The 26,365-nt window shown below is 70.0% G+C and carries 27 protein-coding genes; 19 read left to right on the top strand and 8 right to left on the bottom strand.

Features of this window, described 5'->3' with window-relative positions; all coding sequences use genetic code 11:
* Positions 1 to 275 precede the first annotated feature (275 nt).
* The 14 genes from M3Q35_RS18490 to M3Q35_RS18555 all read left to right on the top strand — a co-directional run bounded on the left by M3Q35_RS18490 (position 276) and on the right by M3Q35_RS18555 (position 13,694).
* Positions 276 to 1,520: a family 16 glycosylhydrolase gene (locus M3Q35_RS18490; RefSeq protein WP_273943118.1), complete on the top strand. Its 1,245-nt coding sequence runs from the start codon at positions 276 to 278 to the stop codon at positions 1,518 to 1,520.
* Positions 1,520 to 2,584 (top strand): ricin-type beta-trefoil lectin domain protein, encoded by a 1,065-nt coding sequence (locus M3Q35_RS18495; RefSeq protein WP_273943119.1) that lies wholly within the window; start codon positions 1,520 to 1,522, stop codon positions 2,582 to 2,584. The genes M3Q35_RS18490 and M3Q35_RS18495 overlap by 1 nt, the downstream gene beginning before the upstream one ends.
* Complete coding sequence (locus tag M3Q35_RS18500; protein WP_273943120.1) at positions 2,581 to 3,141, top strand: ricin-type beta-trefoil lectin domain protein; 561 nt, start codon at positions 2,581 to 2,583, stop codon at positions 3,139 to 3,141. The genes M3Q35_RS18495 and M3Q35_RS18500 overlap by 4 nt, the downstream gene beginning before the upstream one ends.
* Positions 3,078 to 3,947 carry a chitinase gene (locus tag M3Q35_RS18505; RefSeq protein WP_273943122.1) on the top strand — a complete coding sequence of 290 codons (870 nt, stop codon included), beginning with the start codon at positions 3,078 to 3,080 and terminating at the stop codon, positions 3,945 to 3,947. The genes M3Q35_RS18500 and M3Q35_RS18505 overlap by 64 nt, the downstream gene beginning before the upstream one ends.
* Before the next feature lie 73 nt (positions 3,948 to 4,020).
* Complete coding sequence (locus M3Q35_RS18510) at positions 4,021 to 5,376, top strand: serine hydrolase domain-containing protein (protein WP_273944391.1); 1,356 nt, start codon at positions 4,021 to 4,023, stop codon at positions 5,374 to 5,376.
* 90 nt (positions 5,377 to 5,466) lie between these two features.
* Positions 5,467 to 6,132 (top strand): YoaK family protein, encoded by a 666-nt coding sequence (locus tag M3Q35_RS18515; protein WP_273943123.1) that lies wholly within the window; start codon positions 5,467 to 5,469, stop codon positions 6,130 to 6,132.
* A 31-nt stretch (positions 6,133 to 6,163) separates the two neighbouring features.
* Positions 6,164 to 7,537 (top strand): sialidase/neuraminidase family protein, encoded by a 1,374-nt coding sequence (locus tag M3Q35_RS18520; protein WP_273943124.1) that lies wholly within the window; start codon positions 6,164 to 6,166, stop codon positions 7,535 to 7,537.
* A 4-nt stretch (positions 7,538 to 7,541) separates the two neighbouring features.
* Positions 7,542 to 8,570, top strand: coding sequence for an MsnO8 family LLM class oxidoreductase (locus M3Q35_RS18525; protein WP_273943125.1), 1,029 nt, complete (start codon positions 7,542 to 7,544; stop codon positions 8,568 to 8,570).
* A 40-nt stretch (positions 8,571 to 8,610) separates the two neighbouring features.
* Positions 8,611 to 9,699 carry a phenylacetate--CoA ligase family protein gene (locus M3Q35_RS18530; RefSeq protein ID WP_273943126.1) on the top strand — a complete coding sequence of 363 codons (1,089 nt, stop codon included), beginning with the start codon at positions 8,611 to 8,613 and terminating at the stop codon, positions 9,697 to 9,699.
* 131 nt (positions 9,700 to 9,830) lie between these two features.
* Positions 9,831 to 11,021 (top strand): aldehyde dehydrogenase family protein, encoded by a 1,191-nt coding sequence (locus tag M3Q35_RS18535; protein ID WP_273944392.1) that lies wholly within the window; start codon positions 9,831 to 9,833, stop codon positions 11,019 to 11,021.
* A 153-nt stretch (positions 11,022 to 11,174) separates the two neighbouring features.
* Positions 11,175 to 12,560: a xylulokinase gene (locus tag M3Q35_RS18540; protein WP_273943127.1), complete on the top strand. Its 1,386-nt coding sequence runs from the start codon at positions 11,175 to 11,177 to the stop codon at positions 12,558 to 12,560.
* A 75-nt stretch (positions 12,561 to 12,635) separates the two neighbouring features.
* Positions 12,636 to 13,121 (top strand): hypothetical protein, encoded by a 486-nt coding sequence (locus tag M3Q35_RS18545; protein ID WP_273943128.1) that lies wholly within the window; start codon positions 12,636 to 12,638, stop codon positions 13,119 to 13,121.
* Positions 13,122 to 13,143: 22 nt separating this feature from the next.
* Positions 13,144 to 13,443 carry an SRPBCC family protein gene (locus tag M3Q35_RS18550; RefSeq protein WP_273943130.1) on the top strand — a complete coding sequence of 100 codons (300 nt, stop codon included), beginning with the start codon at positions 13,144 to 13,146 and terminating at the stop codon, positions 13,441 to 13,443.
* An 89-nt stretch (positions 13,444 to 13,532) separates the two neighbouring features.
* Positions 13,533 to 13,694, top strand: coding sequence for a hypothetical protein (locus tag M3Q35_RS18555; RefSeq protein WP_273943131.1), 162 nt, complete (start codon positions 13,533 to 13,535; stop codon positions 13,692 to 13,694).
* 149 nt (positions 13,695 to 13,843) lie between these two features.
* On the opposite strand, the gene M3Q35_RS18560 is transcribed toward M3Q35_RS18555, so the two are convergent.
* The gene (locus M3Q35_RS18560; RefSeq protein ID WP_273943132.1) at positions 13,844 to 15,076 is read right to left on the bottom strand and encodes an amidohydrolase; all 1,233 of its coding nucleotides are present in this window, start codon (positions 15,074 to 15,076) and stop codon (positions 13,844 to 13,846) included.
* Positions 15,077 to 15,085: 9 nt separating this feature from the next.
* Positions 15,086 to 15,517: a nuclear transport factor 2 family protein gene (locus M3Q35_RS18565; RefSeq protein WP_273943133.1), complete on the bottom strand. Its 432-nt coding sequence runs from the start codon at positions 15,515 to 15,517 to the stop codon at positions 15,086 to 15,088.
* Positions 15,518 to 15,596: 79 nt separating this feature from the next.
* Here M3Q35_RS18565 and M3Q35_RS18570 point away from each other — a divergent pair, with 79 nt between their 5' ends.
* Complete coding sequence (locus M3Q35_RS18570) at positions 15,597 to 16,127, top strand: TetR/AcrR family transcriptional regulator (RefSeq protein WP_273943134.1); 531 nt, start codon at positions 15,597 to 15,599, stop codon at positions 16,125 to 16,127.
* On the opposite strand, the gene M3Q35_RS18575 is transcribed toward M3Q35_RS18570, so the two are convergent.
* Positions 16,083 to 17,024, bottom strand: coding sequence for an Lrp/AsnC family transcriptional regulator (locus M3Q35_RS18575; protein WP_273943135.1), 942 nt, complete (start codon positions 17,022 to 17,024; stop codon positions 16,083 to 16,085). The genes M3Q35_RS18570 and M3Q35_RS18575 overlap by 45 nt on opposite strands.
* A 72-nt stretch (positions 17,025 to 17,096) precedes the next feature.
* Here M3Q35_RS18575 and M3Q35_RS18580 point away from each other — a divergent pair, with 72 nt between their 5' ends.
* The 3 genes from M3Q35_RS18580 (at position 17,097) to M3Q35_RS18590 (ending at position 20,232) form a co-directional block, all read left to right on the top strand.
* On the top strand, positions 17,097 to 17,741 hold the full coding sequence (locus M3Q35_RS18580; RefSeq protein WP_273943136.1) for a class I SAM-dependent methyltransferase: 645 nt from the start codon (positions 17,097 to 17,099) through the stop codon (positions 17,739 to 17,741).
* A gap of 73 nt (positions 17,742 to 17,814) precedes the next feature.
* Positions 17,815 to 18,378 carry an NADPH-dependent FMN reductase gene (locus M3Q35_RS18585; protein WP_273943137.1) on the top strand — a complete coding sequence of 188 codons (564 nt, stop codon included), beginning with the start codon at positions 17,815 to 17,817 and terminating at the stop codon, positions 18,376 to 18,378.
* Positions 18,379 to 18,381: 3 nt separating this feature from the next.
* On the top strand, positions 18,382 to 20,232 hold the full coding sequence (locus tag M3Q35_RS18590; protein WP_273943138.1) for a maleylacetate reductase and hydroxyquinol 1,2-dioxygenase domain-containing protein: 1,851 nt from the start codon (positions 18,382 to 18,384) through the stop codon (positions 20,230 to 20,232).
* On the opposite strand, the gene M3Q35_RS18595 is transcribed toward M3Q35_RS18590, so the two are convergent.
* Complete coding sequence (locus tag M3Q35_RS18595; RefSeq protein ID WP_273943139.1) at positions 20,208 to 21,401, bottom strand: MFS transporter; 1,194 nt, start codon at positions 21,399 to 21,401, stop codon at positions 20,208 to 20,210. The genes M3Q35_RS18590 and M3Q35_RS18595 overlap by 25 nt on opposite strands.
* Before the next feature lie 12 nt (positions 21,402 to 21,413).
* Complete coding sequence (locus M3Q35_RS18600) at positions 21,414 to 22,184, bottom strand: DeoR/GlpR family DNA-binding transcription regulator (protein ID WP_273943140.1); 771 nt, start codon at positions 22,182 to 22,184, stop codon at positions 21,414 to 21,416.
* Positions 22,185 to 22,279: 95 nt separating this feature from the next.
* On the opposite strand from M3Q35_RS18600, the gene M3Q35_RS18605 reads away from it, so the two are divergent.
* A complete protein-coding gene (locus tag M3Q35_RS18605; protein WP_273943141.1) occupies positions 22,280 to 22,882 on the top strand; it encodes a TetR/AcrR family transcriptional regulator in 603 nt (200 codons plus the stop codon).
* Here the strand turns inward: M3Q35_RS18605 and M3Q35_RS18610 are convergent.
* The 3 genes from M3Q35_RS18610 to M3Q35_RS18620 are packed head-to-tail and all read right to left on the bottom strand — an operon-like array spanning position 22,863 to position 26,241.
* On the bottom strand, positions 22,863 to 24,356 hold the full coding sequence (locus tag M3Q35_RS18610; RefSeq protein WP_273943142.1) for a carboxylesterase/lipase family protein: 1,494 nt from the start codon (positions 24,354 to 24,356) through the stop codon (positions 22,863 to 22,865). The two genes, M3Q35_RS18605 and M3Q35_RS18610, sit on opposite strands and share 20 nt — an antisense overlap.
* Before the next feature lie 59 nt (positions 24,357 to 24,415).
* A complete protein-coding gene (locus M3Q35_RS18615; protein ID WP_273943144.1) occupies positions 24,416 to 25,510 on the bottom strand; it encodes a Gfo/Idh/MocA family protein in 1,095 nt (364 codons plus the stop codon).
* Positions 25,507 to 26,241 carry a sugar phosphate isomerase/epimerase family protein gene (locus M3Q35_RS18620; protein WP_273943145.1) on the bottom strand — a complete coding sequence of 245 codons (735 nt, stop codon included), beginning with the start codon at positions 26,239 to 26,241 and terminating at the stop codon, positions 25,507 to 25,509. The genes M3Q35_RS18615 and M3Q35_RS18620 overlap by 4 nt, the downstream gene beginning before the upstream one ends.
* Positions 26,242 to 26,365 lie beyond the last annotated feature (124 nt).

The raw sequence follows: 26,365 nt of genomic DNA on the forward strand, positions 1-26,365 counted from the left end.
CGGGCGGGAACTGTCGCGCGTCCTAGTTGATCTTGACGTGGCGGGACTTGTTCCTAGTCTTGTATGAAGTGTCCGCGCAGGCATTGCCAAATGTGGTTCATACCTCTGATACTCGTCGCACCGACGGGTCACATCCCTGCGCCCGTTGGACTTCGACCCCTGCCGTAGACCGATTTCGCGACCCTGCAAGGAAAACCGCCGCACTCTGCCGAGATCCGCCCTCGGTCGGTGCCTCCTGCGGTGCGAACACAACGTTCCCCGAGAGGCGAAAGCTCATGCGCAGACACAGACATCTCCTGCTCGCCGCGGTGCTCGCGGCGACAACCGTCGTCCCGTTGGGACTGACCGCATCGGCGGCCCCCGCCGCGCCCGCGGCCACCACCACCTTCAGCGACGACTTCGACGGCCCGGCCGGCAGCCCGGCCGACGGCGGCAAGTGGTCCTACGAGACCGGCGACAACGTCAACAACCACGAACTCGAGTGGTACACGGCCGGGTCGAACAACGCCGCGCTGGACGGCCAGGGCCACCTGGTGATCACGGCCAAGCGCGAGAACCCGGGCAACAACAACTGCTGGTACGGCTACTGCCAGTACACCTCGGCCCGGCTCAACACCGCGCAGCGCTTCACCCAGGCCTACGGCCACTTCGAGACCCGCATGCAGATCCCGCGCGGCCAGGGCATGTGGCCGGCGTTCTGGATGCTGGGCGACAACATCGGCGACCCGAACGTGGGCTGGCCCAACAGCGGCGAGATCGACGTCATGGAGAACGTCGGCAACGAGCCCGGCACCGTGCACGGCACCATCCACGGCCCCGGCTACTCCGGCTCCGGCGGCGTCGGCGCCGGCTACTCGCTGCCCGGCGGGCAGGCCTTCGCCGACGGCTTCCACACCTTCGCGATCGACTGGTCGCCCAACCGGATCACCTGGTCCGTGGACGGAAACGCCTACGAGACAAGGACTCCGGCCGACATCAACGGCAACCGGTGGGTGTTCGACCACCCGTTCTTCATCATCATGAACCTGGCCGTCGGCGGCTACTGGCCGGGCAATCCCGATGGCAGCACGCCGTTCCCGGGCAAGCTGGTGGTGGACTACGTGCACGTGACCACCGGCGACAGCGGCCCGCCGCCGGGCGGCGGCGGCACGATCACCGGCATCGGCGGCAAGTGCATCGACGTGGCCGGGGCCAACTCCGCCAACGGAACCGCCGTCCAGCTCTACGACTGCAACGGCACCGCCGCGCAGCAGTGGTCCGTCGGCAACGGCCAGATCAAGGCGCTGGGCAAGTGCCTCGACGTCTCCGGCGGCGGCACCGCCAACGGAACCGTCGTGCAACTGTGGGACTGCAACGGATCCGGCGCGCAGAACTGGACCGTCAGCGGGGCCAACGACATCGTCAACATCCAGGCCAACAAGTGCCTCGACGCCTCGAACAACAGCTCCGCCAACGGGACCAGGTTGCAGATCTGGGACTGCTCCGGCAACGCCAACCAGAAGTGGACGGTGAACAGCTGATGCGCCGGCGAATCCTCACCCTCCTGGCCGGATTGCTGTTGGCCCTGCCCCTGTTCGGGCTCAGCTCGGCGCCGGCCATGGCGTCCGACCCCGGCGGCCCGTCGGCCAGCCAGCTGCTGGCCAAGGTGACCAACTGCCAGCAGATCTCGCACGGCAGCTACGCCACCGACGAGGGCCAGCCCGGCACGGTTCCGGTGTGCCAGGCCAATGGCGCGGTGTTCTTCAAGGCCGACATGGACGTCGACTGCGACGGCCAGCGCACCACGCAGTGCAACGAGCAGACCGACTGCTGCTTCTACCCGGACACCGCTTTCCACACCTCCAACGACCAGCCGCTCAACGCCGCTCAGCTGCCGTACATCGTGCTGCCGAGCCCGTCGGGCATCTGGGACTACCGCACGGCCGGCATCGACGGCGGCGCGGTGGTGGCGGTGATCTACAACAACCAGGTGACCTACGCGGTCGTCGGCGATACCGGACCCACCGGCATCATCGGCGAGTCCTCCTACGCCACCGCGCAGTCGCTGGGGATCAACCCTGACCCGAAGAACGGCGGCACCGACAGCGGCGTGACCTACATCGTGTTCCCGCACTCCAAGGTGAACCCGATCGAGAGCCACAGCAGCGCCGTCTCGCTGGGCCAGCAGCTGGCCACCACCTTCGTCGGTGGCGGCGGCAACCCGCCGCCGCCCACCGGCGGCACGATCACCGGCATCGGCGGCAAGTGCATCGACGTGGCCGGGGCCAACTCCGCCAACGGATCCGCCGTTCAGCTCTATGACTGCAACGGCACCGCCGCGCAGCAGTGGTCGGTGAGCAACGGCCAGATCAAGGCGCTGGGCAAGTGCCTTGACGTCTCCGGGGCCAACTCGGCCAACGGGACCGTGGTCCAGCTGTGGGACTGCAACGGCAGCGCCGCGCAGAACTGGTCCCGTCCGGGCGACGGCTCGATCCGGGCGTTGGGCAAGTGCCTCGACGCCTCCAACAACAGCTCCGCCAACGGAACCCGGTTGCAGATCTGGGACTGCGCCGGCTCCGCCAACCAGAAGTGGACGGTCGCATGATCAGGAAGTCCGTCACCCTGCTGGCCGGGGTGGCCGCGCTGGCGACCGTGCTGCTGCCGGGCACGGCGTCCGCGGCGACCGGCACGATCACCGGCATCGGCGGCAAGTGCGTCGACATCGCCGGGGCCAACTCCGCCAACGGAACCGCGGTCCAGCTCTACGACTGCAACGGCACCGGGGCCCAGCAGTGGACCACCGGCTCCGACGGCAGCATCCAGGCGCTGGGCAAGTGTCTCGACGTGGCCGGGGCCAACGCGGCCAACGGCACCAAGGTGCAGATCTGGGACTGCAACGGCACCGCCGCGCAGCAGTGGACCATCGGCTCCAACGGCGCGATCCAGGCGCTGGGCAAGTGCTTGGACGCCACCAACAACAGCTCGGCCAACGGGACCCTGCTCCAGATCTGGGACTGCGCCGGCTCGCCCAACCAGACCTGGACGGCGCCCGGCGGCGGCACCACTCCCCGCCGCCGCCCCCGCCGCCGAACGGGGCGATGGCCGTCGCGCCGTACTACTTCAACGGCTGGGGCAACCCGCCGGACCCGCGCACGGTCATGAGCGCCACCGGCGTCAAGTGGTTCACCATGGCGTTCGTGCTCAACAACGGGTACTGCACCCCGATGTGGGACGGCGGCCGGCCGCTGACCGGCGGCGTCGACCAGAACACCATCAACACGATTCGGTCGGCCGGCGGTGACGTGGTGCCGTCGTTCGGCGGGGCCAACGGCAACAAGCTGGAAGCCTCCTGCAACAACGCCAACGACCTGGCCGGGGCCTACCAGAAGGTGATCAACACCTACGGCCTCAAGGCCATCGACCTCGACTTCGAGGGCGACGTCTACGGCAACGGCACCATCCAGCAGCGGCTGGTCGACGCACTGAAGATCATCCGGGCCAACAACGCCGGGCTGGCCGTCTACGTCACCATCGGCAGCGGGCAGAACGGCCCGGGCAACGACCTGATCACCCGCGCGGCCAACTCCGGGCTGACCGTGGACGTGTGGACGATCATGCCGTTCGACTTCGGCGGCGCCGGCCAGGACATGGCCCGGCTGACCGCGCAGGCCACCGACGGCCTGGAGCGGGCGGTCCGCGACGCGTACCACTACACCGACGACGTCGCCTACCGGCACAGCGGCCTGTCGTCGATGAACGGCATCACCGACAACAACGAGCGGGTGACGGTGGCCAACGCCCAGACCATGGTGGGCTACGCCAACCAGCACCACCTCGGCCGGTTCACCTACTGGGCGACCAACCGGGACCGGCCGTGCCCCGGCGCCTACCCGAACGACGACACCTGCTCGGGTGTCGCCCAGAACGCGTGGGACTTCACCCGGACGTTCGCGCAATACAAGGGCTAAGGACCCTTGAAGTGACCTGACAGGACGGCGCGGGGCGACCCGCGCCGTCCGTATGCTCCGTGCGGTGCAGCGTATGGAGCACTGGCAGAGCAGGCTCGACGAACTGGCCCGGCGGCACGGTGTGCCGGGCGCCGTACTGGGGATCTCCACCCCCGGCTCGACCGGGGTCGCCGCGACCGGCGTGCTGAACGTGCGGACGGAGGCGCCGGTTCGGCCGGATTCCGTGTTCCACCTGGGATCCATCACCAAGGTCTTCGTCACCACGGCGGTCATGCGGCTGGTCCAGGACGGCCGGCTGGACCTCGACAAGCCGGTCTCGGCCGTGCTGCCCGAGCTCGACCTCGGCGACATAACCGATCGGGTGAGCCTTCGTCACCTGCTCACCCACACGAGTGGCATCGACGGCGATGTCATCGTCGACACCGGGCGCGGCGACGACTGCCTGACCCGCTATGTCGCCCAGTTGGCCGATGTGGCACAGAACTCGCCGCTCGGCGCGACCTGGTCGTACTGCAACTCCGGTTTCAGCCTGGCCGGCCGGGTCCTCGAGCAGGTCACCGGGAAGGTGTGGGACGACGCCATGCGGGAGCTGGTGTTCGAGCCACTGGGCCTTTCGGACACCGTCACCCTTCCGGAGGATGCGCTGCTGCGTTCGGCCGCCGTGGGGCACATGGTTGAGGATGACCGGACGATTCCCGTGCGGCAGTGGCAACTTCCGCGCGCCATCGGTCCCGCCGGCACCATCGCGTCGACGGTCTCCGACCTGCTGACGTTCGCTCGCCTCCACCTCGACGGCGGCCCGTTGCTGACCGCGTCGTCGCTGGCCCAGATGCAGGCTTTACAGGTTCGCGTCGAGGCCAAGTACTCGCTGGCCGAGACCTGGGGCCTGGGCTGGCAGCGTTTCGTGTGGGACGGTCAGCCGCTCATCGGACACGATGGTTCGACCATCGGGCAGCAGTCCCATCTCGTGCTGCTGCCGTCGCAGGGATTGGCCGTCGCGCTGCTGACCAACCGGCGTACTCCTCACTTGTACGAGGACCTGTTCCGGGAGATCTTCGCCAAACTGGCCGGCATCGAGATGGCCCACCAGCCCGTGCCGCCCGCTACGCCGCTGGGGCTGTTGCCGGTCGACTACGTCGGCACGTACGAGCGGGCCGGTCAGCGCATCGAGGTGCTGATCTCCGACGGCCGGCCCGTGCTCCGCGTGACCACCCTCGGCAAGCTCGCCGAGTACGTCGCCGATCCGGTGGAGGAACTCCCCATGGTCGCCTTGGAGCCCGACGTGTATCTGGTGCCTCTCACCGGCAGCGACCACTGGCTCCCGGTCAGCTTCTACTCGCTGGCCGACGGCTCCCCGTACCTCCACTTCTGCGGCCGGGCAAGCGCTCTCCGCCACTACTCCCACCCCCACGTCCAGTCAAGCCCTTGATGCTTGGAAGGGGGCATTCCAGCACTCGGAGTGGAGGAATTGCGCGTTGATCAAGGAGGGTGAGGCGGCGGCGGGGCAGACTCTGGGCCCATGGAGGTCATCACCGCCAAGACGTTGCGGCTGATCGTGCTGCTCGGCATTGCCGGTGGCTACCTGGACGCGTTCACCTTCGTGGCCCACGGTGGCGTGTTCGCCAACGCGCAGACGGGCAACGTGGTGCTGCTGGGCGTGGACGCGGCCCGGGGCGACGTGGCCGGGGCGCTGGCCCATGTGCCGCCGCTGATCGCCTTCGTGCTGGGCGTGGCGGCGGCGGAGACGCTGACCCATCCCCGTATCGCGCCGGTGGTGCGCCGGCCGGTGCGGGTGGTGCTGCTGATCGAGATCGCCGTCCTGCTGGTCGTGGGGGCGATCCCGACCTGGTTCGCCAGCAGCGCGGTGGTGCTGGCGGTGGCGTTCGTGGCGGCGCTGCAGAACGCCACCTTCGGCACGGTCCGGGAGTGGTCGGTGAACACGACCATGACCACCGGCAACCTGCGCACGGCGGCCCGGGCGACGTACCGGGCGGTGTTTCGGCGGGATCAGGACGCGGCCGTTCAGGCTCGGACGTTCGGCCTGGTGGTGCTGTGTTTCCTCCTCGGCGCGGCGGTGGGCGCACTGATCACGGAGCGCATCGGGAACATGGCTGTCTGGGGTGCGAATTTGTTGATCGTGACCGGATTGGCGCTTTTCTTCCTTGACGAGCGGGTGCCAGGTTAGGGTCCTGCCGCCACCGAGCAGGGGGAACCACATGAAAAAGTACCTGGTCACGGCCATGGCCGGCTTGCTGCTGCTGGCCCCGACGGCCTACGCCGACGCCACGTCGTCAGTCACGAAGATCTCGCAGGCCAGCCCCTTCCCGGCGGGCTGCGACCACAAGGACCCGGTCGGCACCAACTACCCGAACGCCGAGGTGCAGCCGGACATCGCGGTCGACCCGCACAACCCGGCGCACATGGTCAGCGCCTTCCAGACCGACCGCTGGTCGGGCGTCGGCGGCCACGGCCTGATCACGGCGGCGACCTTCGACGGCGGCCGCACCTGGACGTACGCGACGCCGCCCGCGGTGTCGACGTGCGCCGGCGGCGGCTTCGACCGGGCCACGGACACCCAGGTCAGCATCGGCAACAACGGCCAGGTGTTCCTGACGTCGCTGAGCATGAACACCACCACGCCGCACGGTGATCACGCGATCCTGGTGGTCAGGTCCGGCGACGGCGGCCGCAGCTGGGGCCCGCCGACCACGATCACCCGTGAGGGCACCGGCGACACGGACAACATCTGGAACGACCTGCCGACGGTCTACGCCAACGGCAAGGACGTCTACGTGGCGTGGGACCGGATCGACCTGAACGACGGCACCGCCCCGATCTACCTGGCCCACAGCGGCGACGGCGGCACCACGTGGGGCGAGGCCCGCAAGGTCGTCGGCTTCGACGCCACCAAGGGCGTCTCCGGCATCCGGCTGGCCGCGGTGCAGGGCAAGCTGGTCGCCTTCTTCGCCTACTACGAGCCGATTCCCGGCACCAGCGACTACGCGACGTCGTGGCGGTCGGCCACCTCGGCCGACCGCGGCGAGACCTGGTCGGCCCCGACGGTCATCGCCCCGGCGACGGCCGTCGGCACCAAGGAGCCGGGCGGCAAGAACGTCCGCGACGGGCACGCCATCTTCGGCCAGCTCGCGGCCGGACCGAACGGCGAGCTCCGGGCCGTGTGGCAGGGTTCGCAGTTCACCGGCGACCACGACGGCATCGTGCTGGCCACCTCCACCGACGCCGGGGCCACCTGGTCCGCGCCGGTGCCGGTGGGCTCGTCGCCGGCCAAGCAGTTCATGCCGGCCGTCGCGGTCAACTCGGACGGCGTCGTCGGCGTGACCTACTACCAGCTCGACAGCACCGGCACCACGTACTGGCAGGCCACCTCGGCCACCGGAACCTCGTGGCGGGCCAACAAGTTGGCCGGCCCGTTCGACATCACGTCGGCGCCGGTGGTGACCGACGGCTCGTACTACGTCGGCGACTACCACGGCATGGCCGCCGCCGGCGGGTGTTTCGTCTCCGTGTTCGCCAAGACCAACAGTGGGCAGCCCGACAACCGAACGGATGTCTTCGTCACCGTATCGTAGGACCATGATCCCACTGTCCGTACTGGACTTGTCGCCGATCGTGTCCGGCGGCAGCGCGGCCGAGTCGCTGCGCAACAGCGTCGACCTCGCCCGGCGGGCGGAGGAGCTGGGCTACCACCGTTTCTGGGTGGCCCAGCACCACCTCACGCCGGGCGTGGCCGCGGCGGCCCCGTCCGTGCTCGCCACCGCCATCGCCGAAGCCACGTCACGGATCCGCGTCGGCCCGGCCGCGGTGCTGATGGGCTACATCTCGCCGGTGGTCGCGGCCGAGCAGTTCGGCACTCTCGCGCACCTGCATCCCGACCGCGTCGACCTCGGCCTCGGTCGGTCCGGGACGACCAAGCTGGCCGAGGTGGTCGGCCAGGTTCCGGACGCGCAGCTGACGGTGTGGGAGCAGCTGAACCGGATCCTCATCCCGGTGGACGCCGGCTCGTATTTCGAGCAGGTGCAAGCGATCCTGGATTTCGTAGACGGCACGGGGCCGTATCACGCCGTCGCGGCGGAGCACGCGCGCTTGCAGGTGTGGATCCACGGCTCCACGCCGGGCGAGAGCGCCCGCGTCGCCGGGGCGCTGGGCCTGCCGTTCGGCGCGGCCTACCACTTCGCCCCGGACGCGGCGTTCGACGCGATTGCCGCCTACCGCGCGGCTTTCGTGCCGTCGCAGCGGCTGGCCGAGCCGTACGTGGCGGTGTCGGCCGACGTGGTCGTGGCCGAAACCACTGCGGCGGCAAGGGAACTGGCCAGCGGCTACGGCCAGTGGGTGCTCGGCGTGCGGTCCAGCACCGGCGCGCCGCCCTATCCCTCACCGGCCGAGGTGGCGGCATTCCCCTGGACCGAACGGCAGCGCGCCTCGGTGGCCGACCGGGTGGCCGCCCAGTTCGTCGGCGCACCCGAGGAAGTGGCCGCCGGCCTGGCGGAACTGCGGGACAAGGCCGGTGCGGACGAGGTCGTCGTCACCACGATCACCCACGACCACGACGCCCGCGTTCGCTCGTACGAGTTGTTGGCCGCAGCCTGGGGTACACCCGGATGATGTACTCCACGCGGGATGGCGCCGGGTTATGTTCGACCACGTGTGGGACAGTGCTGATTCATCCGGGCCTGATTCGGCCGGCGACGATGCCGACGAGTACATCCGCGCGGCCATGCGGTGGCACTTCGATCCCGCGACGGGATCGCCGTTCTGGCTCGCGCAGGCCGACTCGCTCGGCTTCGATCCGCGCGAGCGGGTCCGGTCGGTGGCCGACCTGCGGCTGTTCCCCAACGTGGTCGACCAACTCCGGGACGTGCGCCCGGAACAGCTGATCCCGCGTGGCTACGGCGATTCCGCCGAGATCGTCGGCGTGTACGACAGCGGCGGCACCACCGGCGCACCCAAGCGGGTGGTGTTCCTCAACGACTGGCTCCAGCGGATGATCACGCACATGCTGGAGCCGCTCGACCGGCTCGGCGTCCCGCTCGGCCTGAACTGGCTGGGCATCCTGCCGACCGGGCCGCACGCCGTCGGGCACTTCATCGGCCTGGTGGCGCGGGCCCGGCGCGGGTTCCTGTACACAGTGGACCTGGATCCGCGCTGGGTCCGCAAGCTCATGGCCTCCGGCCAGACCGCGCAGGCCGACGCGTACATCGAACACCTGGTCGAGCAGTCCTCGCATATCCTGCTCAGCCAAGACATCGGCGTGATCGTGACCACGCCGCCCCTGCTGGAACGCCTGGCCCGCCGCGAGGATCTGCTCGAGATCATCAACCGCGACGTGCGGCTGATCATGTGGGCCGGCGCGCACCTGGACGCCGACACGCACGACCTGTTCCGCACCGAGGTCTTCCCCGGCATCGCGCTGCACGGCGTGTACGGCAGCACCATGATCATGGGCGGCGCCAACCAGCGGCTCGGCGACACCGAGTTCCCGGTGTTCGACGGCTTCGGGCCGCACATCACCTTCCAGGTGGTGGATCCGGTGACGCTGGAACCCGTGCCCTACGGCCGGCGCGGCCAGGTCGTCACCAATCACGTGAGCCGATCCATGTTGCTGCCCAACAACCTTGAGCGTGACACCGCCATCCGCGTACCCGCTCTTCCCGGCCAGCCCGGCGATTCGCTGGCCGACCTCGCGCCCGTGCAGCTGTTCGGGGCCAAGCCGGTCATCGAGGGCGTGTACTAGCCGTGTTGGCGGTCGACGCCCTCGGCCCCGCCGGGCCTTACCGCGCACGTAAGCAGTTGCCGATCACCGACGTCACCGGCTCCCCAGTCGCTTCCGTCACCTTGGTACCGCGCCTTTTCGTCACGCGCACCATGGCTGCGTTGAACCGGTCGACGCCGCTGCCGCTGGCCGACCGACTCAAGGCCTTGACACTCGCCGGTTCCTTGTTCGCCAAGGACTCCGAGTCCTATGTGGACGTGGTCACCCGCGTTTCCGGGCTGCCCCGGGACGACATCCGCAGCGCCGTCGAGACCCTCGCCGAAGCCTGTTGCACGGCCTACACTGCCGCTCAGCAGGGCCGGCCCATCGGGGCTTCGGAGTCCCTTGTGGACGAAGGCGGCGTGTGGGTCCGCCGCGGCACCGTCTTCACCGTGTTGGCCGCCGGCAACCACCCCGCCGTGCATTCCCTGTGGCTGCAAGCACTTGCCCTCGGCTACCGCGTCGCCGTCCGCCCCTCCCGGCGGGAGCCTTTCACCCCGCACCGACTCATCTCCGCCCTCCGCGCCGCCGGCTTCCCACCCGATCACGTTGCCCTGCTTCCGTGCGAGCACGACGTCGCCGACGAGCTGCTCCGCTGCGCCGACCTCGGCCTGGTCTACGGCGGCGACGACGTCATCGCCAAGTACGCCGACAATCCCAAGGTCCTCCCCCAGGGCCCCGGCCGCAGCAAGATCCTGCTCACCGCCGAGTGGGCTCCCTCCCTCGACACCATCGTTTCCTCGATCGCCCACCACGGCGGCGTCGGCTGCATCAACGCGACCGGCATCCTCGTCGAAGGCGATCCCACTCCCCTGGCCACTGCCCTCGCCGCCAAACTGGCCGCCCTCCCGAATTCCGTGCTCCCGCGCTATCCCCTCGCCGCGGCCCTGACCCTGCGCGACCACCTCGCCCACCGCACCGCCGGCACTCACCCCTTGCTCGGTGTCGATCAACTCGTCACCGACCTCGGTGACGGATCCGCCGTGCTCCGCCCGGCCCTGCACCTCCTGCCGTCGGCCACTGCCCCGCAGCTAGGCGCCGAACTGCCCTTCCCGTGCGCCTGGATCGCCCCCTGGTCCCGCGCCGACGGCATGCAGCCCCTGCGCAACACCCTCGTCCTCACGGCCATGACCAACGACCAGTCCCTCATCGCCGAACTGCTGGCCGAACCGACCATCGCCAACCTCTACGTCGGCGACCGCCCGACCCACTACTTCCACCCGCATCTCCCCCACGACAGCTACCTCACCGACTTCCTCATGCGCACCAAGGCCGTAACCCAAACCCCCGCGAGTCCCGCCTAGCGGCACACCGAATGTAGGTTTCGAGCAGAAGGCTCCAGTCACATGCGGTCCGCACGTGCCTCTGGGAGGCAACAACGACGCGCATGTGACATCCGAGTGTGCGCGAAACCGCATTTCGGTGTGACGGAGAGCGGGACTCACGGAGGTCAGGGCGTGCGGGAAGTCATGCTCGGAATCGACGTCGGCACCACGGCGGCGAAGGTCGCGGCGTTCGGCCTCGACGGGGAACCCCTCGAAACCCGCACGGTCGGCTACCCGATCCACCGCCCGCGACTGGGCTGGGCCGAGCAGGACGCGAACGACTGGTGGCGGGCGGTCGACGAAGGCGTGACCGCGATGACGGCCCGCTACCGGATCCGCGCGGCCGGGATCGTCAGCCAGGTCAACACGCATCTACTGGTGGACGCCGACCTGAACCCGTTGACGACGGCGATCATCTGGCAGGACCAGCGCTGCGCGGCGATCGCCAAGGAGCTCGACGGCCGGTACACGGAAGCCGACAAACAGCGCATCTGGGGCGGGCCGATCGTGCTGGACGCCTCGTTCGTCGGCGCGCGGGCGGAGTGGTTCGCCCGCAACGAGCCCGAGGCCTGGCGCAAAGCCCGCTGGATCCTGAGCCCGAAGGACTTCATCGGCGCCAAGCTGACCGGCCGGGTGGCCACTGACCTGCTGTCCGGCGTCCGGATCGCCAACGCCGACGGCTATCTCGCCGAGGCCATGACCGACGGCCTCCAGGAACGGCTGCCGGAGATCCTCGCGCCGGAAACCATCCTCGGAAACGGCCTGGTCGTCGGCACGATGGACGCGTACGGAGCGGTCTTCGGCACGGCCACCACGGAACCCGGCCGGGGCATGATCTCGTGCGGAACGTCGCTGGTGGTGGCCGGCGCGTCGACGGAGAACGTCCCGACCGCCGGGATCGTCACCTTCCCGCCCCGCAACGGACTCTACGTGCACGCCGGCCCGACGCAGGCCGCCGGCGACGCCGTGCGATGGTGGAGCGAGACCAGCGGCCTGAGCATCCCCGAGGTGTTCGCCGACGCCGCCAACGGCAGGTCACAGGTGATCTTCACGCCCTATCTGTCCGGCGAACGGGCCCCGCTCTGGGATTCCTCGCTGCGGGCGAGCTTCCTGAACGTGAGCGCCGCGACCACACGAGCCGACCTGTCCCGAGCGGTGCTCGAAGGCGTCGCGATGTCGGCCCGGCACGTGCTCGACTTCGTCGAACAGGCCGCCGGCCGGCCGATGAAAGCGCTTGCCTTCGTCGGCGGCGGGGCGCGCAGCGACTTCTGGGCCCAGTTGCATGCGGACGTCCTGCAACGCCCGGTCCGGCAGCTCCGCGTGCACGACAGCGCGGCGCTGGGCGCGGCCCTGCTCGGCTCGGTCGGCGCCGGCCTGCATCCCGACGTCGAAACCGCAGGTGAGGCCGCTGTCGCCGTCCGGGCGACGGTCGAGCCGTCAGAATCCAACCACCTGTATGAGGTTTATGTGGGAATTCACCAAGCGCTGCATGACATCCATCACCGGTTGAATCCGTAGTTCTGGCGTTCGGAGGATTGAGATCAACCGGACCGGGTAATCCCAGTTCTTGATGGAGATCGGGAGGGAGGACCGATGAGCGAGCGCAAGGACGGCATGGTGCGCCTGCTGGTGCGCACCGCGGTGGACCGGATGCAGGCCTCGGACCCCGACGGGGCGCTGGACGCGTTGACGTCGCTGTACCGCGGCGCCGACCACAGCCCGAGAGAGGCCGCCGACGTGCTGGCCGACGCCTCGGCCGACATGCTGAAGTCTCTGTGTGTGCAGGTCGGGGATGGTGCACCGATCAAGATGCAGCTGGGCGACACCGAGGGCAACGAGATCCCGATCGACGACATCGACCCGCCGCTGCGGGCCAGCTTCCGCGCGGTGATGGCGCTGGTCAACGCCGACGAGCAGTCCGCGGACGTGCAGCTGGGCCTGGTCTTCGACCGGCACGATCCGGAAGAGGACACCGTCGCGCTGATGCACCTGCTGCTGTGGACCACCGACCTGCTGACGGCGTGTCGCGAGGGCGGCGCCCGGGCGCCGGACTGGCTGGTCGACTCCTCGGCCGGCTAGAACGACAAGGAAAGCACCCCACATGAACTCCTTCGAGGAGACGGTCGAGCTCGCGGTGCCCCTGCGCACCGCGTACGAGCAATGGGACAGCCACAGCTCCTCGCCGCGCCCCGTGACCGCGCACCGCCGGAACGAGCTCATCGCCTGGCCCGGCGGACGGGTCACTTTCGAGTACATCGACACCCACACCACCCGACTCGTGCTGCGCGCGGACCCGGACACCACGCCGGCCGGCATCCTGCTGCGCTTCAAGGAGTTCGTGGAGTCGGCCCCGGTGACCTCGCCGGCCACCCGGCAGTACTGGCGAGTGGAAAGAGCCTGATCGGGTTACCCCCGTGGGGGTAGTTTCACCCTCGGGCGGCGGCGGACCCTGGTAGGCAGGCATCAGCACCTGGGGAGGGAGTTTTGCTGATGTCGCCAGGCACTCCGATCTTCGACCAACTGGCCGCGGCCAGCGGCCTGCACTGGGTGACCCTGCCGGACGGCCGCATCAAGGTCGCGCTGGGCGAGCCGCGCAAGAAGGACACGGCAACCGAGCCGGCCAGACCCGGCCACCGCGCCCCCGTCTCCTGACGCCCCACCCGCCCAATGTCACATGCGCTCCTCACTTGACGCCCAGCGGCAAGTACGGAGCGCATGTGACATCCGAACCGCCATACCGCCCAATGCCACATGCGCTCCTCATGTGACGCCTGGAGGCAAGTGCGGAGCGCATGTGACGTTCAGGCCGGCGGGGCGAGCCAGGCGAGTGCGGCGGTGACGAGGGCGGTGACGCCGCCGTCGAGGGTGGGCTGGAGCAGGGGCGCGAACTTGGGCGAGTGGTTGGACGGGATGTCCCGCTCGAACGTGCCGCCGGTGTAGGCCGTCACGAAGCGCTCCTGGTCCTCGCCGCCGAACAGCCAGTAGCAGGTGGGCACGCCGGCGGCCGCGCCGAAGTGGCCGAAGTCCTCGCTGCCGGTCACCGGCCCGGGGTCGATGACCATGGGAAACACGGCGTCGAACGCGGCCTTGGTGCGGGCCATCGCGGCCTCGTCGTTGACCAGCACCGGAAAGGCGTTGGACCGGACGATCTCCGGCTCCTTGGGCGCGCCGGCGGCGGCCGCCTCGGCCCGCACGATGCGTTCGATTGCGGCCAAGACCCGGGTCCGCACCTGGTCGTCGAAGGTCCGCACGTTGACGCCCAGGTCGACGTGGTCGGGAATGATGTTGTCCTTGGTCCCCCCGTGAATGGTCCCGACGGTGACCACGGCCGAGTCCTTGGCCGCGACCTCGCGGGCGACGATGGTTTGCAGCCGCAGCACGACGGCGGCAGCGAGCACTACCGGGTCGACGGTGGTCTCCGGCCGCGAACCGTGCCCGCCCTTGCCGTGCAGCCGCACGTCGAGGGTGTCGGTGGCGGCGAACGCGGGCCCGGCGTGGCAGCCGACCCAGCCGGCCGGGATGGGCGCGAGGTGCTGGCCCAGCGTGACGTCCGGCCGGCCGAAGCGCTCGTAGAGATCATCGTCGACCATGGCCTCGGCCCCGGTGGCCAGCTCCTCGGCCGGCTGGAACACGGCGAGCACCGTCCCGGCCCACTGGTCACGGCCGCGGGCCAGCAGGTCGAGCGCCCCGAGCAGACACACGGTGTGCATGTCGTGCCCGCACGCGTGCATCACGCCGTCGACCGTCGACGAATACGGCAGGTCAGTCTGCTCCTGCACCGGCAGCGCGTCCATGTCGGCCCGCAGCAGCACGGTCGGCCCGTTTCCATTGCGCAGCACGGCAACCACGCCGGTTCGGCCGACTCCGGTGGCGACCTCGTAGCCGGCCGCCGCCGCCCGTCGCGCGACCTCGGCGGCGGTGCGATGCTCCTCGAAAGCCAGCTCCGGGTGGGCGTGCAGGTCCCGGTAGAGGTCTTCGAGGGCGACCCGGACATCGTCCAGGCCCGCCATCACGTGATCATGCGCCGAGGTCATGCCCCGACCCTACAGAGCGAGCCTGCGCTCATCCGCGGTGATCTTGAGGTCGTTGATGCTGGCGTAGCGCCGGGCCATCAGGCCGTTCTCGTCGAACTCCCACATCTCGTTGCCGTAGCTGCGCCACCACTGCCCGTCCACGTCGCGGCACTCGTACTCGAAGCGCACCGCGATGCGGTTGCCGGTGAAGGCCCAGAGTTCCTTGCGCAGCTTGTAGTCCAGCTCCCGGTCCCACTTGCCGCGCAGGAACTCGCGGATCTCGTCACGGCCCTTGACGAAGGTGTCCCGATTGCGCCACTCCGAGTCCTCGGTGTAGGCGAGCGCCACCCGAGCCGGGTCGCGCGTGTTCCACGCGTCCTCGGCCGCCTGCACTTTGGCGCGGGCGGTCTCCTCGGTGAACGGCGGCAGTGGTGGACGCTGGGGCGGACGCTGCTCGGACATGATCGGCTCCGATCGGTAGAGAACGAGCGTTCTCCGAGCTACCCTAGGAGAACGTTGGTTCTCCACGCAAGGGGCGGACATGATCGAGGAAGCCGAGGTGCTGGCCGCGGCCGAAGCGCTGTTCTACGAGCGCGGCGTGCAGCAGGTCGGCATGGACCAGGTGCGGGCGGCCGCCGGCGTGTCGCTCAAGCGGCTCTACCAGCTGTTTCCGTCCAAGGACCAGCTCGTGCTCGGTTACCTCGCCGCCCGCGACGAGCGCTGGCTGGCCTCCGTCCGTGCCTACGCCACCGACGTGCCGGCCGTGTTCGACTGGCTGGCCGCGTGGTTCGCCGAGCCCGACTTCCGCGGCTGCGCCTTCGTGAACTCCTTCGGCGAGCTCGGCGGGACCTCCACGGCCGTGGCCGACATCGCCCGCCGGCACAAGGAGGCGTTCCGCCGGCTCATCCGCGACCTGGCCGGCGACGACGAACTGGGCGACCAGCTCACGCTGCTGGCCGAGGGGGCCATCACCATGGCGGCCATCTGCGGCACCGTCGAGCCCGCCCACCAGGCCAAACGCGCGGCGCTAGCCCTGCTTGACCGTGCGCATCAACACCGCGGTCTCCAGTGACGTGATCTCCCGCAGCGCCCCGACCTTCTCGGTCAGATACCGGTACAGCCCACCGGAATCCCGACACGCCACGACCGCGACAAGGTTGGTCGGGCCGGTCGTCGCGGCGACGAACGACGTCGCGGCGTGCTCGGCGAGCCGGCGGCCGACGTCGGTCAACGCGTGCGGCGGCACGGTCATCCACAGCCGCGCCTGGATGCCGTAACCCAGCACCGAAGGCGGAACGTCCACTTGGTACGACACAACCCCGTTGTGCCGCAGGATATCCAGCCTCCGCCGAACGGTGGACTCGGACAGCGCGGCGCGCCCGGCCAGCTCCGCGTACGACATGCGGCCGTCGACCGCCAGCAGCTCCAGCAACGCCTCGTCGGTATCATCGACCTCGACCTGAGCAACACTCGGTTCGACAGGTCGCAGCCCTGAAACCTGTACGGGGTCGAGCCAGTGCAAGCCGGACCAGTCGGACGGCAACGTGAAGGCGGCCAACACGGAGTGCGCGCTGACGCCCAGAACCCGCCCGGCCCGCGGCAACTTCTCCAGCAGCAACGTCTCCTCGCCGGGCGGCAGCTGAGCGTGGCAGGAGATCTCCGCGCCACCGGACATCACGTGCACCCAAGACACATCGGGACGTTTCGCCAGCGCCCGGGCCAACGGCAGAGCCACATCGGGCGTACAGCGCAGGCGTAGCGTCCAGGCGCTCCGACCGAACAGCACGCCGTTGACCGCGCCGACCACCCGCAGCCCGGCGACCGACCGCAGCCGCTTGTACCGGCGCGCGACAGTCGTCTCCGCGACGCCGAGGACCTCGGCCACGCGGGCGAACGGAATCCGGCCATCGAGCTGCAAAGCGTGCAGGAGTCCGCGATCGACATCGTCCAACACGACAGATTCCGTCACATCGGGCAGCGTAGCGCCGGAATACGCCACCACGGTAGGCGAGCCCACCGGCGGCGTCGCAGACTGGGACCCATGAGCCACGACTTCGACGCCTTCTACCAGGGCGAACCGCTCGCCCCCGGCCTCAGGCACAACGGCATCCCCTGGGACATCGGCCGGCCGCAGCCGGTGCTGGCCGGCCTCGACTTCCACGGCGAGGTGCTCGACGTCGGCTGCGGGCTGGGCGACAACGCGGCGTTCGTGGCCGGCCAGGGGCACGAAGTGACCGCCATCGACAGCAGCCCGACCGTGATCGCCCAGGCCGCCCAACGCTTTCCGGACAACGGCGTGCATTTCGCCGTGGCCGACGCGACCGATCTCGCCGGTTACGCTGCCCGTTTCGACACCGTGCTGAGCTGTGCTCTCTTTCACTGTCTGGACGGCACCGACCGAATCCGCCATCTGCACGCACTGCGCCGCGCCACCAGACCGGGCGCGATCCTGCACCTGCTGACGTTCTCCGACCAGGTCCGCGACGGCCTGCCGGCGCCGTTCCCCCAGTCCGAACAGGATGTTCGGAAGCCGTTGTCCGACAACGGGTGGACCATCACCGACTTCACCGAGGGCACGTTGATCGCGAACGGCGCGACCATGGTTGCCTTCTTCGACGCGGTCGGCCGTTCTGCCACTCAGTGGCCGGAATTGCCGTGCTGGCTGGTGCGCGCGGCAAGGGAGTGACCTGGAATACCGAAACTTTCCGAATGGGTTCATGTCGAGATGCGACTGGCACCGGTCCTGATTCAACGGTGAAATGGACACTGTGAGCGATCTGAACATCCTGGCGATCTCCGGCAGCCTGCGCGCCGGCTCGTTCAACACGGCCCTGGTGCGCAACGCCCAGAAGCACGCGCCGGCCGGCCTCGACATCACCCTGTACGAGGGCATGAACGACCTGCCGCTGTACAACGGCGACCTGGACACCGACGAGAACCTGCCCGAGTCGGTCGCCCGGCTGCGGCTGGCCATCGCCGACGCGGACGGCCTGCTCATCGCCACCCCGGAGTACAACTACTCCATCCCCGGCGGGCTGAAGAACCTGCTGGACTGGGCCTCCCGCCCGGCGGCGAGCTCGGTGCTGCGGCACAAGCACATCGCCATCATGGGCGCGTCGCCGAGCCAGTTCGGCACGGTGCGCGCGCAGCTGGCGCTGCGCCAGGTGTTCCTGTGGACGCACTCACACGTGGTCGTGAAGCCGGAGCTGATGCTGTTCGGCGCGGCGCAGCGGTTCGACGACGGCGGCAACATCACCGACGAGATGACCATCAACCTGCTGCGCGAGCTGCTGACCGCGCTGCACGACCAGATCCGAGGCTGAGCCATGACGCGCGGTTTCGTGCACTCCCCCAGCCCCACCCGGGTCGTCTTCGGCGCCGGCACGGTGGCGCAGGCCGCCGAGGAGGTGCGGCGGCTGGGCGGTTCCCGGGTGCTGCTGCTGGCCCGGCCGCGGCACGGTGAGAAGGTCGCCGCGGCGCTGGGTGATCTGGTCGTCGCACGGTTCGACGGGGCGCGCATGCACACTCCCGTCGAGGTGACCGCGCAGGCGCTGGACGTGTTGACGTCGGCCGCCGCGGACTGCGTGGTCGCGGTCGGCGGCGGCTCGGCCACCGGGCTGGCCAAGGCCCTGGCGGCGCGAACCGGTGTGCCGCAGGTGATCCTGCCCACCACGTACTCCGGTTCCGAGGTGACGCCGATCCTGGGCGAGACCGAGAACGGCCAGAAGACCACCCGCCGTTCGCCGGACGTCCTGCCGGAGACCGTGATCTACGACGTGGACCTGACGCTGGACCTGCCGGTGCCGACCACGGTGACCAGCTCGATCAACGCCATGGCCCACGCGGTCGAGGCGCTGTACGCACCGGAGGCCAACCCGGTCGTCGATGCCATTGCCGTACAGGCGATCCGTGGCATCACACACTCGCTGCCCCTGATCGTGGCCGATCCGTCCGATGTGGACGCACGGGCCGAGCTGCTGGAATCGGCCTGGCTGGCCGGCAGCTGCCTGGCCTCGGTCAGCATGGGCCTGCACCACAAGCTGTGCCACCAGCTCGGCGGCCAGTTCGACCTGCCGCACGCCGAGACCCACACGGTGATGCTGCCGCAGGTCATGGCGTACAAGGAAAAGGAGTCGCCGGAGGCACTGGCGAAGGTTGCCGAGGCGCTGGATGTGCCGGACGCCGCGGCGGCCGTGTTCGACCTGGTGACCGAGCTCGGCGGCCCGACCTCGCTCCGCGAGCTGGGCCTGCCTGAGTCCTCTTTGGACGGTATTGAGCCGGCGTCGGTGCTGCACGCGGCGTGGGCCGGCACCCGGCCGGACGGCGCGCCCACTCTGAGCGCGCTGACCGCGCAGGTGTTGGCCAGCTTCGACAACACCCCCGACCCGCGGCTCAAGCAGCTGATCACCGACCTGGTCCAGCACCTGCACCACTTCGCCGTGCACAACGACCTGACCGAGGACGAGTGGCTGTTCGCCATCGACTTCCTCACCAGGACCGGGCAGATCAGCGATGACAAGCGCAAGGAGTTCGTGCTGCTGTCGGACACGCTCGGCGTGTCCAGCATCGTCGACGCGCTGACCAACTCGCGCAGCCCGCTGACCACGCCGTCCGCGGTGCTCGGACCGTTCTATGTGGAGGGTCCGCCGGCCATGGAGCACGGCGCCGACATCTCCGGCGGACTGGACGGCGAGCCGCTGTGGGTGTCCACCGAGATCATCGACACCGAGGGCAAGCCGGTGCCGGGCGCGGTGGTGGATGTGTGGCAGGCCAACAAGGACGGCTTCTACGACGTGCAACTGGCCGAAGTGGACGGTCCGGTGCTGCGGGCCCGGTTCGTCGCCGACGACGAGGGCAGGCTGACGTTCTGGACGACGCTGCCGCACGAGTACCCGGTGCCGGAGGACGGCCCGGTCGGGCAGATGCTGGGCGGCACCGCACGGCATCCCTACCGGGCCCCGCACGTGCACTTCATGATCATGGCCCCGCACTACCACACGCTGGTCACCCAGCTGTTCGTGAAGGGCGGCGCGTACATGGACTCCGACACGGTGTTCGGCGTCAAGAACGGGCTGATCGTGGACTTCCCGAAGGCCGAGGGCGAGCCGCCCGCCGGCCGTGAGGTGACGGCGGACGGCTGGCACCGGCTGGACTACACGTTCCGCATCGGCCGCTGACCGACGAGTTCGCTGTCCTCACGGGGATTGAGCGCGGAGGCGAACACCACGGTCAGCACGCACAGCACGATCGGCACGGCGAAGGCCACGTTGAGCGGCATGAACCGGGTCAGGCCGCCGATGACGGCCGGCCCGGCCAGCAGACCGACGTAGCCGAGGCCGACGACCCTGGCCATCAGGGCGCCGGCCGAGCGGTGGTCGAGGTTGCCGGCGGCGGTGAACAGCTGCGGCACGCCGCCGGCCAACCCGATGCCGAACAGCGCGTACCCCACCAGCGCCAACCAGATCCACGGCGACACCGTCACGATCGTCAGGCCGATCGCGGCGATTGCCGCGCCGTAGCGGACGATCCGGGTCGCGCCGATCTTCGCCGCGACCCGGTCGGTGGCGAACCGGCCGACGGTCATGGCCACCGCGAACGCGCCGTAGCCGAGCGGGGCCACGCCGGCCGAGGCGTTGAGGATGCCCTTGAGCTCCAGCGTCGCCCAGTCGTTGGCCACGCCCTCGGACAGCATCAGCGCCAGCGCCAGGAAACCGAGGATCCAGACCAGCCCCTTCGGGGCCGGCTTCGCCTCCGTGACAAAGCTTTCCTCGTGCTGTTGCTGGTGGTGGTCGGCGTCGATGGTGAACCGCCCGGCGACCAGGGACAGCGCGGCGACGAACAGGCCGACGGCGGTCAGCGTGATGCCGGTCGGCACGGCGGCGTTGAGCACGACCGAGCCGATCCCGGCCGCGAAAGCGCCGCCGATCGACCACATGGCGTGGAACGCGGCCATGATCGGTCGCGGGTAACCCCGTTCCACCACCACGGCATGGGCGTTCATGGCCACGTCGAGGCCGCCGTTGGCGAAACCCATCACGATCAGCATCAGGCCGAGCGACCACCACGAGGGCAGCCAGCCGACCACGGTCAGCGACAGGCCGAACGCCGCGGCGGCGGCCGGGGTCAGCCGGCGGGGACCGACCCTGTCCACCAACGGACCCAGGACCTGCATGCCGATCAGGGCGGAACCGCCCAGCACCAGCAGCAGCAGGCCCAGCACGCTGTGCGGGACGCCGATGTCCCGCTCGACGTTCGGCAGGTGCACCAGCCACATGCCGAGGCCGAAGCCGTTCAGGCCGAAGATCAGGAAGGTCGCGGCCCGGGCGGCCCTCGGGGGCGAGGTCATGCGTTCTCCTCGTCAATCAAAATCGGGGCTAACGTGCACCAGCACGCCGCGGTCAGCCAGCGCCTGGCGCTGGTCCTCGGGTGCGGTCGGGTCGGTGACGACGACGTCGGGGCGATCGGCGGCACAGACGTGGGCCAGTGCGGCGCGATCCCATTTCGCGCCGTCGACCAGCGCGAGCGTGCGCCCGGACACCGCGATGGCCTGCTGCTTGACCTCCGCGTCGTCCAGGTCGAACGCGGTGAGCCCGGAGTCGAGGCTGAACGCGCAGGGGCTCACCACGGCGACGTCGAATCGCAGCTGTTTCAACGAGTTCAGGGTCAGCGGACCGACCATGGCCAGCTCGCCCCGGCGCGGCTCTCCGCCCGGGATCAGCAGCCGAACCCTTGGGGCGTCAAGGAGTTCGGTCACGGCATGCAGCGAGAGCGGCAGCACCGTCACCGCCCGGTCGCGCAGCCGGCGGGCCACTTCCAGCGCCGTGGTGCCGCTGTCCAGCACGACCGTCTCGCCGTCGCGGATCAACTCCACCGTGGCCTCGGCGATCGCCTGCTTGGCCTGGATGGCCGACACCGCGCGCGCCGCGAACGGCGGCTCCACTCCGGACGGCGTCGCCGGCACCGCGCCGCCGTGCACCCGGCGCAGCACGCCGTGCGCCGCCAGGACGTCGAGGTCGCGCCGTACCGTCATCTCCGACGCGCCCGTCACCATGGCGAGCTCGGCCACCGTCACCTGAGCGGTGCTCTTCAGCCGCTCGACGATCACCCGCTGCCGCTCTGCTCCACGCACCCATAGGATGTTTCCACCTTGCCGTGCGTTCGCACAAGCGGTATGTTCGTTCTATCACGCCGCTTGTGCTTTTGCCGCTGCGGCATGATGGATTCATGCGCGCCGTCGACACCGGGGGCTACCTGAAGGGCCGGATCCGCCGGGAGGACATCATCTCGGCGGCGGCCGTCGTGTACGGCGAGGTCGGCTACCACGGGGCGTCGCTGCGGGAGATCGCCAAGCGCGTCGGCATCTCCCACGCCGGCCTGCTGTACTACTTCCCCACCAAGGAGGCCCTTTTGGCGGCCGTCCTCGAGCGCCGCGACGCCGAGGACGCCGAGCGTGAGCAGCTCGCCTCCCCGCCCGGCCTCGAGGTCCTGCGCCACTACCTGGCGCTGGCCTCGCACAACGTCCGCCACCCCGGCATCGTCGACCTCTACACGCGCCTGGCCGCCGAGGCCGTCGCCCCCGACCACCCGGCCCACAACTACTTCCGCAAGCACTACGACGAGGCCCGGGCCGGCGTGCGGGACTCCTTCCGGGTGTTGTCCGAGCGTGGCGACCTGCGAACCGGCGTCGACCCCGAGCAGGCCACCGTCGCCTTCATCGCCCTGATGGACGGCCTCCAGGTGCAGTGGCTCACCACCCCCGACCAGATCGACCTGGTCGGCTCCCTGCGGTTCTACCTCCAGTCGCTGCTCACGGTGCCGCTGGACTGAGCAATTCGACCGGCGGGTAGTCGACGCCGGCCCACACGGCGCGGCGGCCGACGGCCGGGCCGGGGTCGGTGATCAGGCGGTCGGTGCGGTCCCAGATCCGCACCGGCGTAGAAGCCGCGGTAACCGGCGGCCAGCCGGGGTCGCCGTTGGCGGCGAACGAGGCCCACGCGTCGACCATGCGGCCGGCCAGGGCCCAGTCCTCGGCGGTGGCGGTGCCGCCGATCAGCAGGTCCTGGAAGGGGCCGCCGGGCTTGAGGTCGCCGAAGGTGAACGGCAGGTCGGCGGCGTGGCACGCGCCCAGCGCGCCGCCGAAAGCCGGGCTGCGCCAGGCGAAGCGGGCCAGAAAGGCGCGGCCACCGGCGGCCTCGGCCAGGCGTATGGCGTACTCGCCGAAGAAGAAGTCGGTCAGCAGCATCGCGTGCAGGTCCGGGACGGACGCCCCGGGCGCGGTCGCCTTGAAGTGGGCGAGGTCGTTCGGGGTCAGTCCGACGTCGGCGGCGAGGGCGGCCAGCTCGGCGTCGGTGCTGACGGCCGGCACGCCGCCGGTCACGCTGAACAGCCGGAACTCGTCGATGGTGTGGCACAGCAACAGATCGACGTTGCCGACGGCGTCGAGCGGCGTCGTGGGCAGCATGTCACCGTCGACCACGGGGCTGAACAGGGTCGGGACCTGCCGGCGCAGACCGGGCTTGTCGCGGTAGCTGCCGAGCACGGCGTTGGCGGCGTCGATCATACGGGCGGGGTCGGTGTTGGCCAGGGCGTCGATGTCGTACGGGACGCCCGCGGCCTCGGCGACCTGGCGGCCGAAGACCTCGGCCATGCTCGGGGCGAAGTACTCGCTGGGCACGCTGTGGGCGATGCCGCGGCGGAACAGGCCGTCGGCGGCGGGCATCGCCGCCAGCGTGACGACCGAGCCGCCGCCCGAGGACTGCCCGGCGACCGTGACGTTGCCGGGATCGCCGCCGAACGCGGAGATGTTGTCCCGCACCCATTCCAGCGCGGCGATCTGGTCAAGCAGCCCGCGGTTGTCCGGCGCGCCGGGCACGTGGCCGAAGCCGTCGAAGCCGACGCGGTAGTTGAACGTCACGACGACCAGGCCAGCCCGGACCAGGGCGGCCGGGTCGTACATGTCGGCACAGCCGTTGGTGTAGCTGCCGCCGTAGATCCAGACCAGCACCGGCAGCCCGGTGTTCGGTTGCTCGGGCCTGGCCACGTCGACCGTGAGGATGTCGTCGCCGTCGCCCGGACGCCAGGTCGGGATGCCGGGAAACGGCGTGTCCGGCTGCGGCGGGATCGGCCCGAACGCCGTCGCGTCACGCACGCCGTCCCATGCTCGTGGCGGTTGTGGCGCTTGGAACCTACCGAGGCCGGTCGGGGCCAGGGCGTACGGGATGCCGCGGAACGAGAGGACACCGTCGGCCGTGCGCGCCCCGCCGACCTGGCCGCCGGCGACCGAAACCACGTGCTGGGTCATGCTTCGACCGTACTCGGCGACCGTCCACAGCAGACCGAACGGGCAGCGGACGCGGTCCGTCAGAACGTCGCGGCGTGCGGATCCCAGTCCTCGGGCAGGGCCGGCGGAATCTCCACCGTGCTGGCCACTTCGACGGCATGCCCGAGGGTGATCGACTCCTCGGCGGCGAGCAGCGCGTCGAGGACGTGATAGGCCAGCTCGCCCGAGGCCCGTTCCGGCACGCCGGCCCGGATCGCGCGGGCCAGCTCGAGCGCCCCCGTGCCGCGCTCGGCCGAATGTCCTTGCGCGGCAAGCTCTTGCGGCTCGTCCCCGAGATGGAGCGTGGTGCTGCCGACGAACGTGTTGGGATCGGGCAGCACCGCCGTGCCGCTGCTGCCGGTGATCTCCAGCTGCCCGCGGCGGACCAGCTGCGAATCGAAGCTGAACACCGCCTGGGCCGAGCCGCCGCGTTCGAACTCGATCAGCGTCGTCACGTTGGTCGGCACGCCGACCGGGAACTCCGTGCCCGCCTTGGGACCGCTGGCGATCACCCGCCGGTCGCGGGACCGGGTGCCGGCCGCCGTGACCCGGCGGATCGGGCCGAAGAGGTTGATCAACGTGGTCAGGTAGTACGGGCCCATGTCCAGCAGCGGGCCCGCGCCGGGCTGGTAGAGGAATTCCGGCGAGGGATGCCAGATCTCGGGTCCCGGCATCTGGAACAGGGCCAGCGCCGACAGCGGCGTGCCGATCATGCCCGCGTCGACCGCCCGGCGGGCCGTCTGCAGGCCGGCCCCGAGCACCGTGTCCGGCGCACTGGCCACCCGCAGACCGCGTTCGCGCGCCCGGTCGAGGAGCTTGCGGCCGGTCTGGCGGTCCATGGCCAGCGGCTTCTCGGCCCACACGTGCTTGCCGGACTCCAGCGCCGCCAGGCCGACGTCGACGTGCGCCGTGGGCACCGTCAGGTTGACGACCAGCTCGATCTCGGGGTCGGCCAGCAGTTCCGTGACCGTGCCCGAGCGCGGGACGTTGAACTTGCCGGCCTGGGCGGCGGCACGGGCCGTGTCGATGTCGGCGACGAACCGCACTTGCAGGTCGGGGAAGCTGGTGAGGTTGGTCAGGTAGGTGTCGCTGATGACGCCGGCCCCGATCAGGCCGACGCCCATCGGGCCCGTCACGGCTCCAGTCCGAGCACGAAGGCGCGGCTGGCCGTGATCCCCTCGTAGATGTCGCCGTCGTACTGGTCGAACTCCACCACCCTCAGCGCCTGCGGCGCCGCCGCCAGCACCTCCGCCACCGGCACCTCGCCTTGACCCGCCGGCACCTGGCCCGTCGCGTCGGTGTTGAGGCCGCCGTCCTTCACGTGGATCGCCCGCACGCGGTCGCCGAGCCTTTGCAGCAGGGCCGGCGCGTTCTCCCCGCCCGCCGTCGCCCAGTACGTGTCGACCTCCAGCACCAGCGCCGGGTCCAGCTGGTCCGCGAACACCTCGAACGCGCTGCGCCCGTCGATCCGGGATTCCAGCTCCCACCAGTGGTTGTGGTAGCCGACGCGGACCCCGTGCTCACCGGCCAGCTTCGCCGCCGCGTTCAACGCGTCGGCCGTCTTGGCGATGTCGTCGGCGTGCTGCCAGTGTTCGGCTCGCACCATCGGGTCGATCACCACGTCGATGGCGAGTTCGGCCGCCGCCGCGAACACCGCCGCCTGGTCCGCCCCGATCAGCCGGGCATGCGCCGTCGGCGCCGACAGGCCGTTCTCCGATAGACCATTACGCAACGTCTCGACGTTCTCCAACACCCCGTACGGCTCCACGTTGGTGAAACCGATCTGCGCCAGCCGCGCCAGCACCGCCGCCGGGTTCTCGGCGAACTTGTCCCGGACCGAGTACAGCTGCACGGAAAGCTCGCCCATCCCCAGCTCCTTCGCGTCGATGACCGTGCTTCGATTTCTACCAGGTGGTAGAAATCTGCGCCAGAGGGCAGCTGCCGCCGAAAACCCCTTGGCTCATTGCCTGCCGCGCGTGGCCCATGATCAG

The organism is Kutzneria chonburiensis (assembly GCF_028622115.1).
GTDB classification, from domain to species: domain Bacteria; phylum Actinomycetota; class Actinomycetes; order Mycobacteriales; family Pseudonocardiaceae; genus Kutzneria; species Kutzneria chonburiensis.

Bases quoted from the DNA above. Each gene is read 5' to 3' on its own strand.
- M3Q35_RS18525 (WP_273943125.1), top strand. From the start codon at position 7,542: ATGATCCCACTGTCCGTACTGGACTTGTCGCCGATCGTGTCCGGCGGC.
- M3Q35_RS18565 (WP_273943133.1), bottom strand. From the start codon at position 15,517: ATGTCCGAGCAGCGTCCGCCCCAGCGTCCACCACTGCCGCCGTTCACC.
- M3Q35_RS18555 (WP_273943131.1), top strand. From the start codon at position 13,533: ATGTCGCCAGGCACTCCGATCTTCGACCAACTGGCCGCGGCCAGCGGC.
- M3Q35_RS18535 (WP_273944392.1), top strand. From the start codon at position 9,831: ATGGCTGCGTTGAACCGGTCGACGCCGCTGCCGCTGGCCGACCGACTC.
- M3Q35_RS18560 (WP_273943132.1), bottom strand. From the start codon at position 15,076: ATGACCTCGGCGCATGATCACGTGATGGCGGGCCTGGACGATGTCCGG.
- M3Q35_RS18545 (WP_273943128.1), top strand. From the start codon at position 12,636: ATGAGCGAGCGCAAGGACGGCATGGTGCGCCTGCTGGTGCGCACCGCG.
- M3Q35_RS18595 (WP_273943139.1), bottom strand. From the start codon at position 21,401: ATGACCTCGCCCCCGAGGGCCGCCCGGGCCGCGACCTTCCTGATCTTC.
- M3Q35_RS18605 (WP_273943141.1), top strand. From the start codon at position 22,280: ATGCGCGCCGTCGACACCGGGGGCTACCTGAAGGGCCGGATCCGCCGG.
- M3Q35_RS18495 (WP_273943119.1), top strand. From the start codon at position 1,520: ATGCGCCGGCGAATCCTCACCCTCCTGGCCGGATTGCTGTTGGCCCTG.
- M3Q35_RS18610 (WP_273943142.1), bottom strand. From the start codon at position 24,356: ATGACCCAGCACGTGGTTTCGGTCGCCGGCGGCCAGGTCGGCGGGGCG.
- M3Q35_RS18580 (WP_273943136.1), top strand. From the start codon at position 17,097: ATGAGCCACGACTTCGACGCCTTCTACCAGGGCGAACCGCTCGCCCCC.
- M3Q35_RS18510 (WP_273944391.1), top strand. From the start codon at position 4,021: ATGGAGCACTGGCAGAGCAGGCTCGACGAACTGGCCCGGCGGCACGGT.
- M3Q35_RS18505 (WP_273943122.1), top strand. From the start codon at position 3,078: ATGGCCGTCGCGCCGTACTACTTCAACGGCTGGGGCAACCCGCCGGAC.
- M3Q35_RS18490 (WP_273943118.1), top strand. From the start codon at position 276: ATGCGCAGACACAGACATCTCCTGCTCGCCGCGGTGCTCGCGGCGACA.
- M3Q35_RS18620 (WP_273943145.1), bottom strand. From the start codon at position 26,241: ATGGGCGAGCTTTCCGTGCAGCTGTACTCGGTCCGGGACAAGTTCGCC.
- M3Q35_RS18590 (WP_273943138.1), top strand. From the start codon at position 18,382: ATGACGCGCGGTTTCGTGCACTCCCCCAGCCCCACCCGGGTCGTCTTC.
- M3Q35_RS18520 (WP_273943124.1), top strand. From the start codon at position 6,164: ATGAAAAAGTACCTGGTCACGGCCATGGCCGGCTTGCTGCTGCTGGCC.
- M3Q35_RS18500 (WP_273943120.1), top strand. From the start codon at position 2,581: ATGATCAGGAAGTCCGTCACCCTGCTGGCCGGGGTGGCCGCGCTGGCG.
- M3Q35_RS18550 (WP_273943130.1), top strand. From the start codon at position 13,144: ATGAACTCCTTCGAGGAGACGGTCGAGCTCGCGGTGCCCCTGCGCACC.
- M3Q35_RS18570 (WP_273943134.1), top strand. From the start codon at position 15,597: ATGATCGAGGAAGCCGAGGTGCTGGCCGCGGCCGAAGCGCTGTTCTAC.
- M3Q35_RS18515 (WP_273943123.1), top strand. From the start codon at position 5,467: ATGGAGGTCATCACCGCCAAGACGTTGCGGCTGATCGTGCTGCTCGGC.
- M3Q35_RS18585 (WP_273943137.1), top strand. From the start codon at position 17,815: ATGGACACTGTGAGCGATCTGAACATCCTGGCGATCTCCGGCAGCCTG.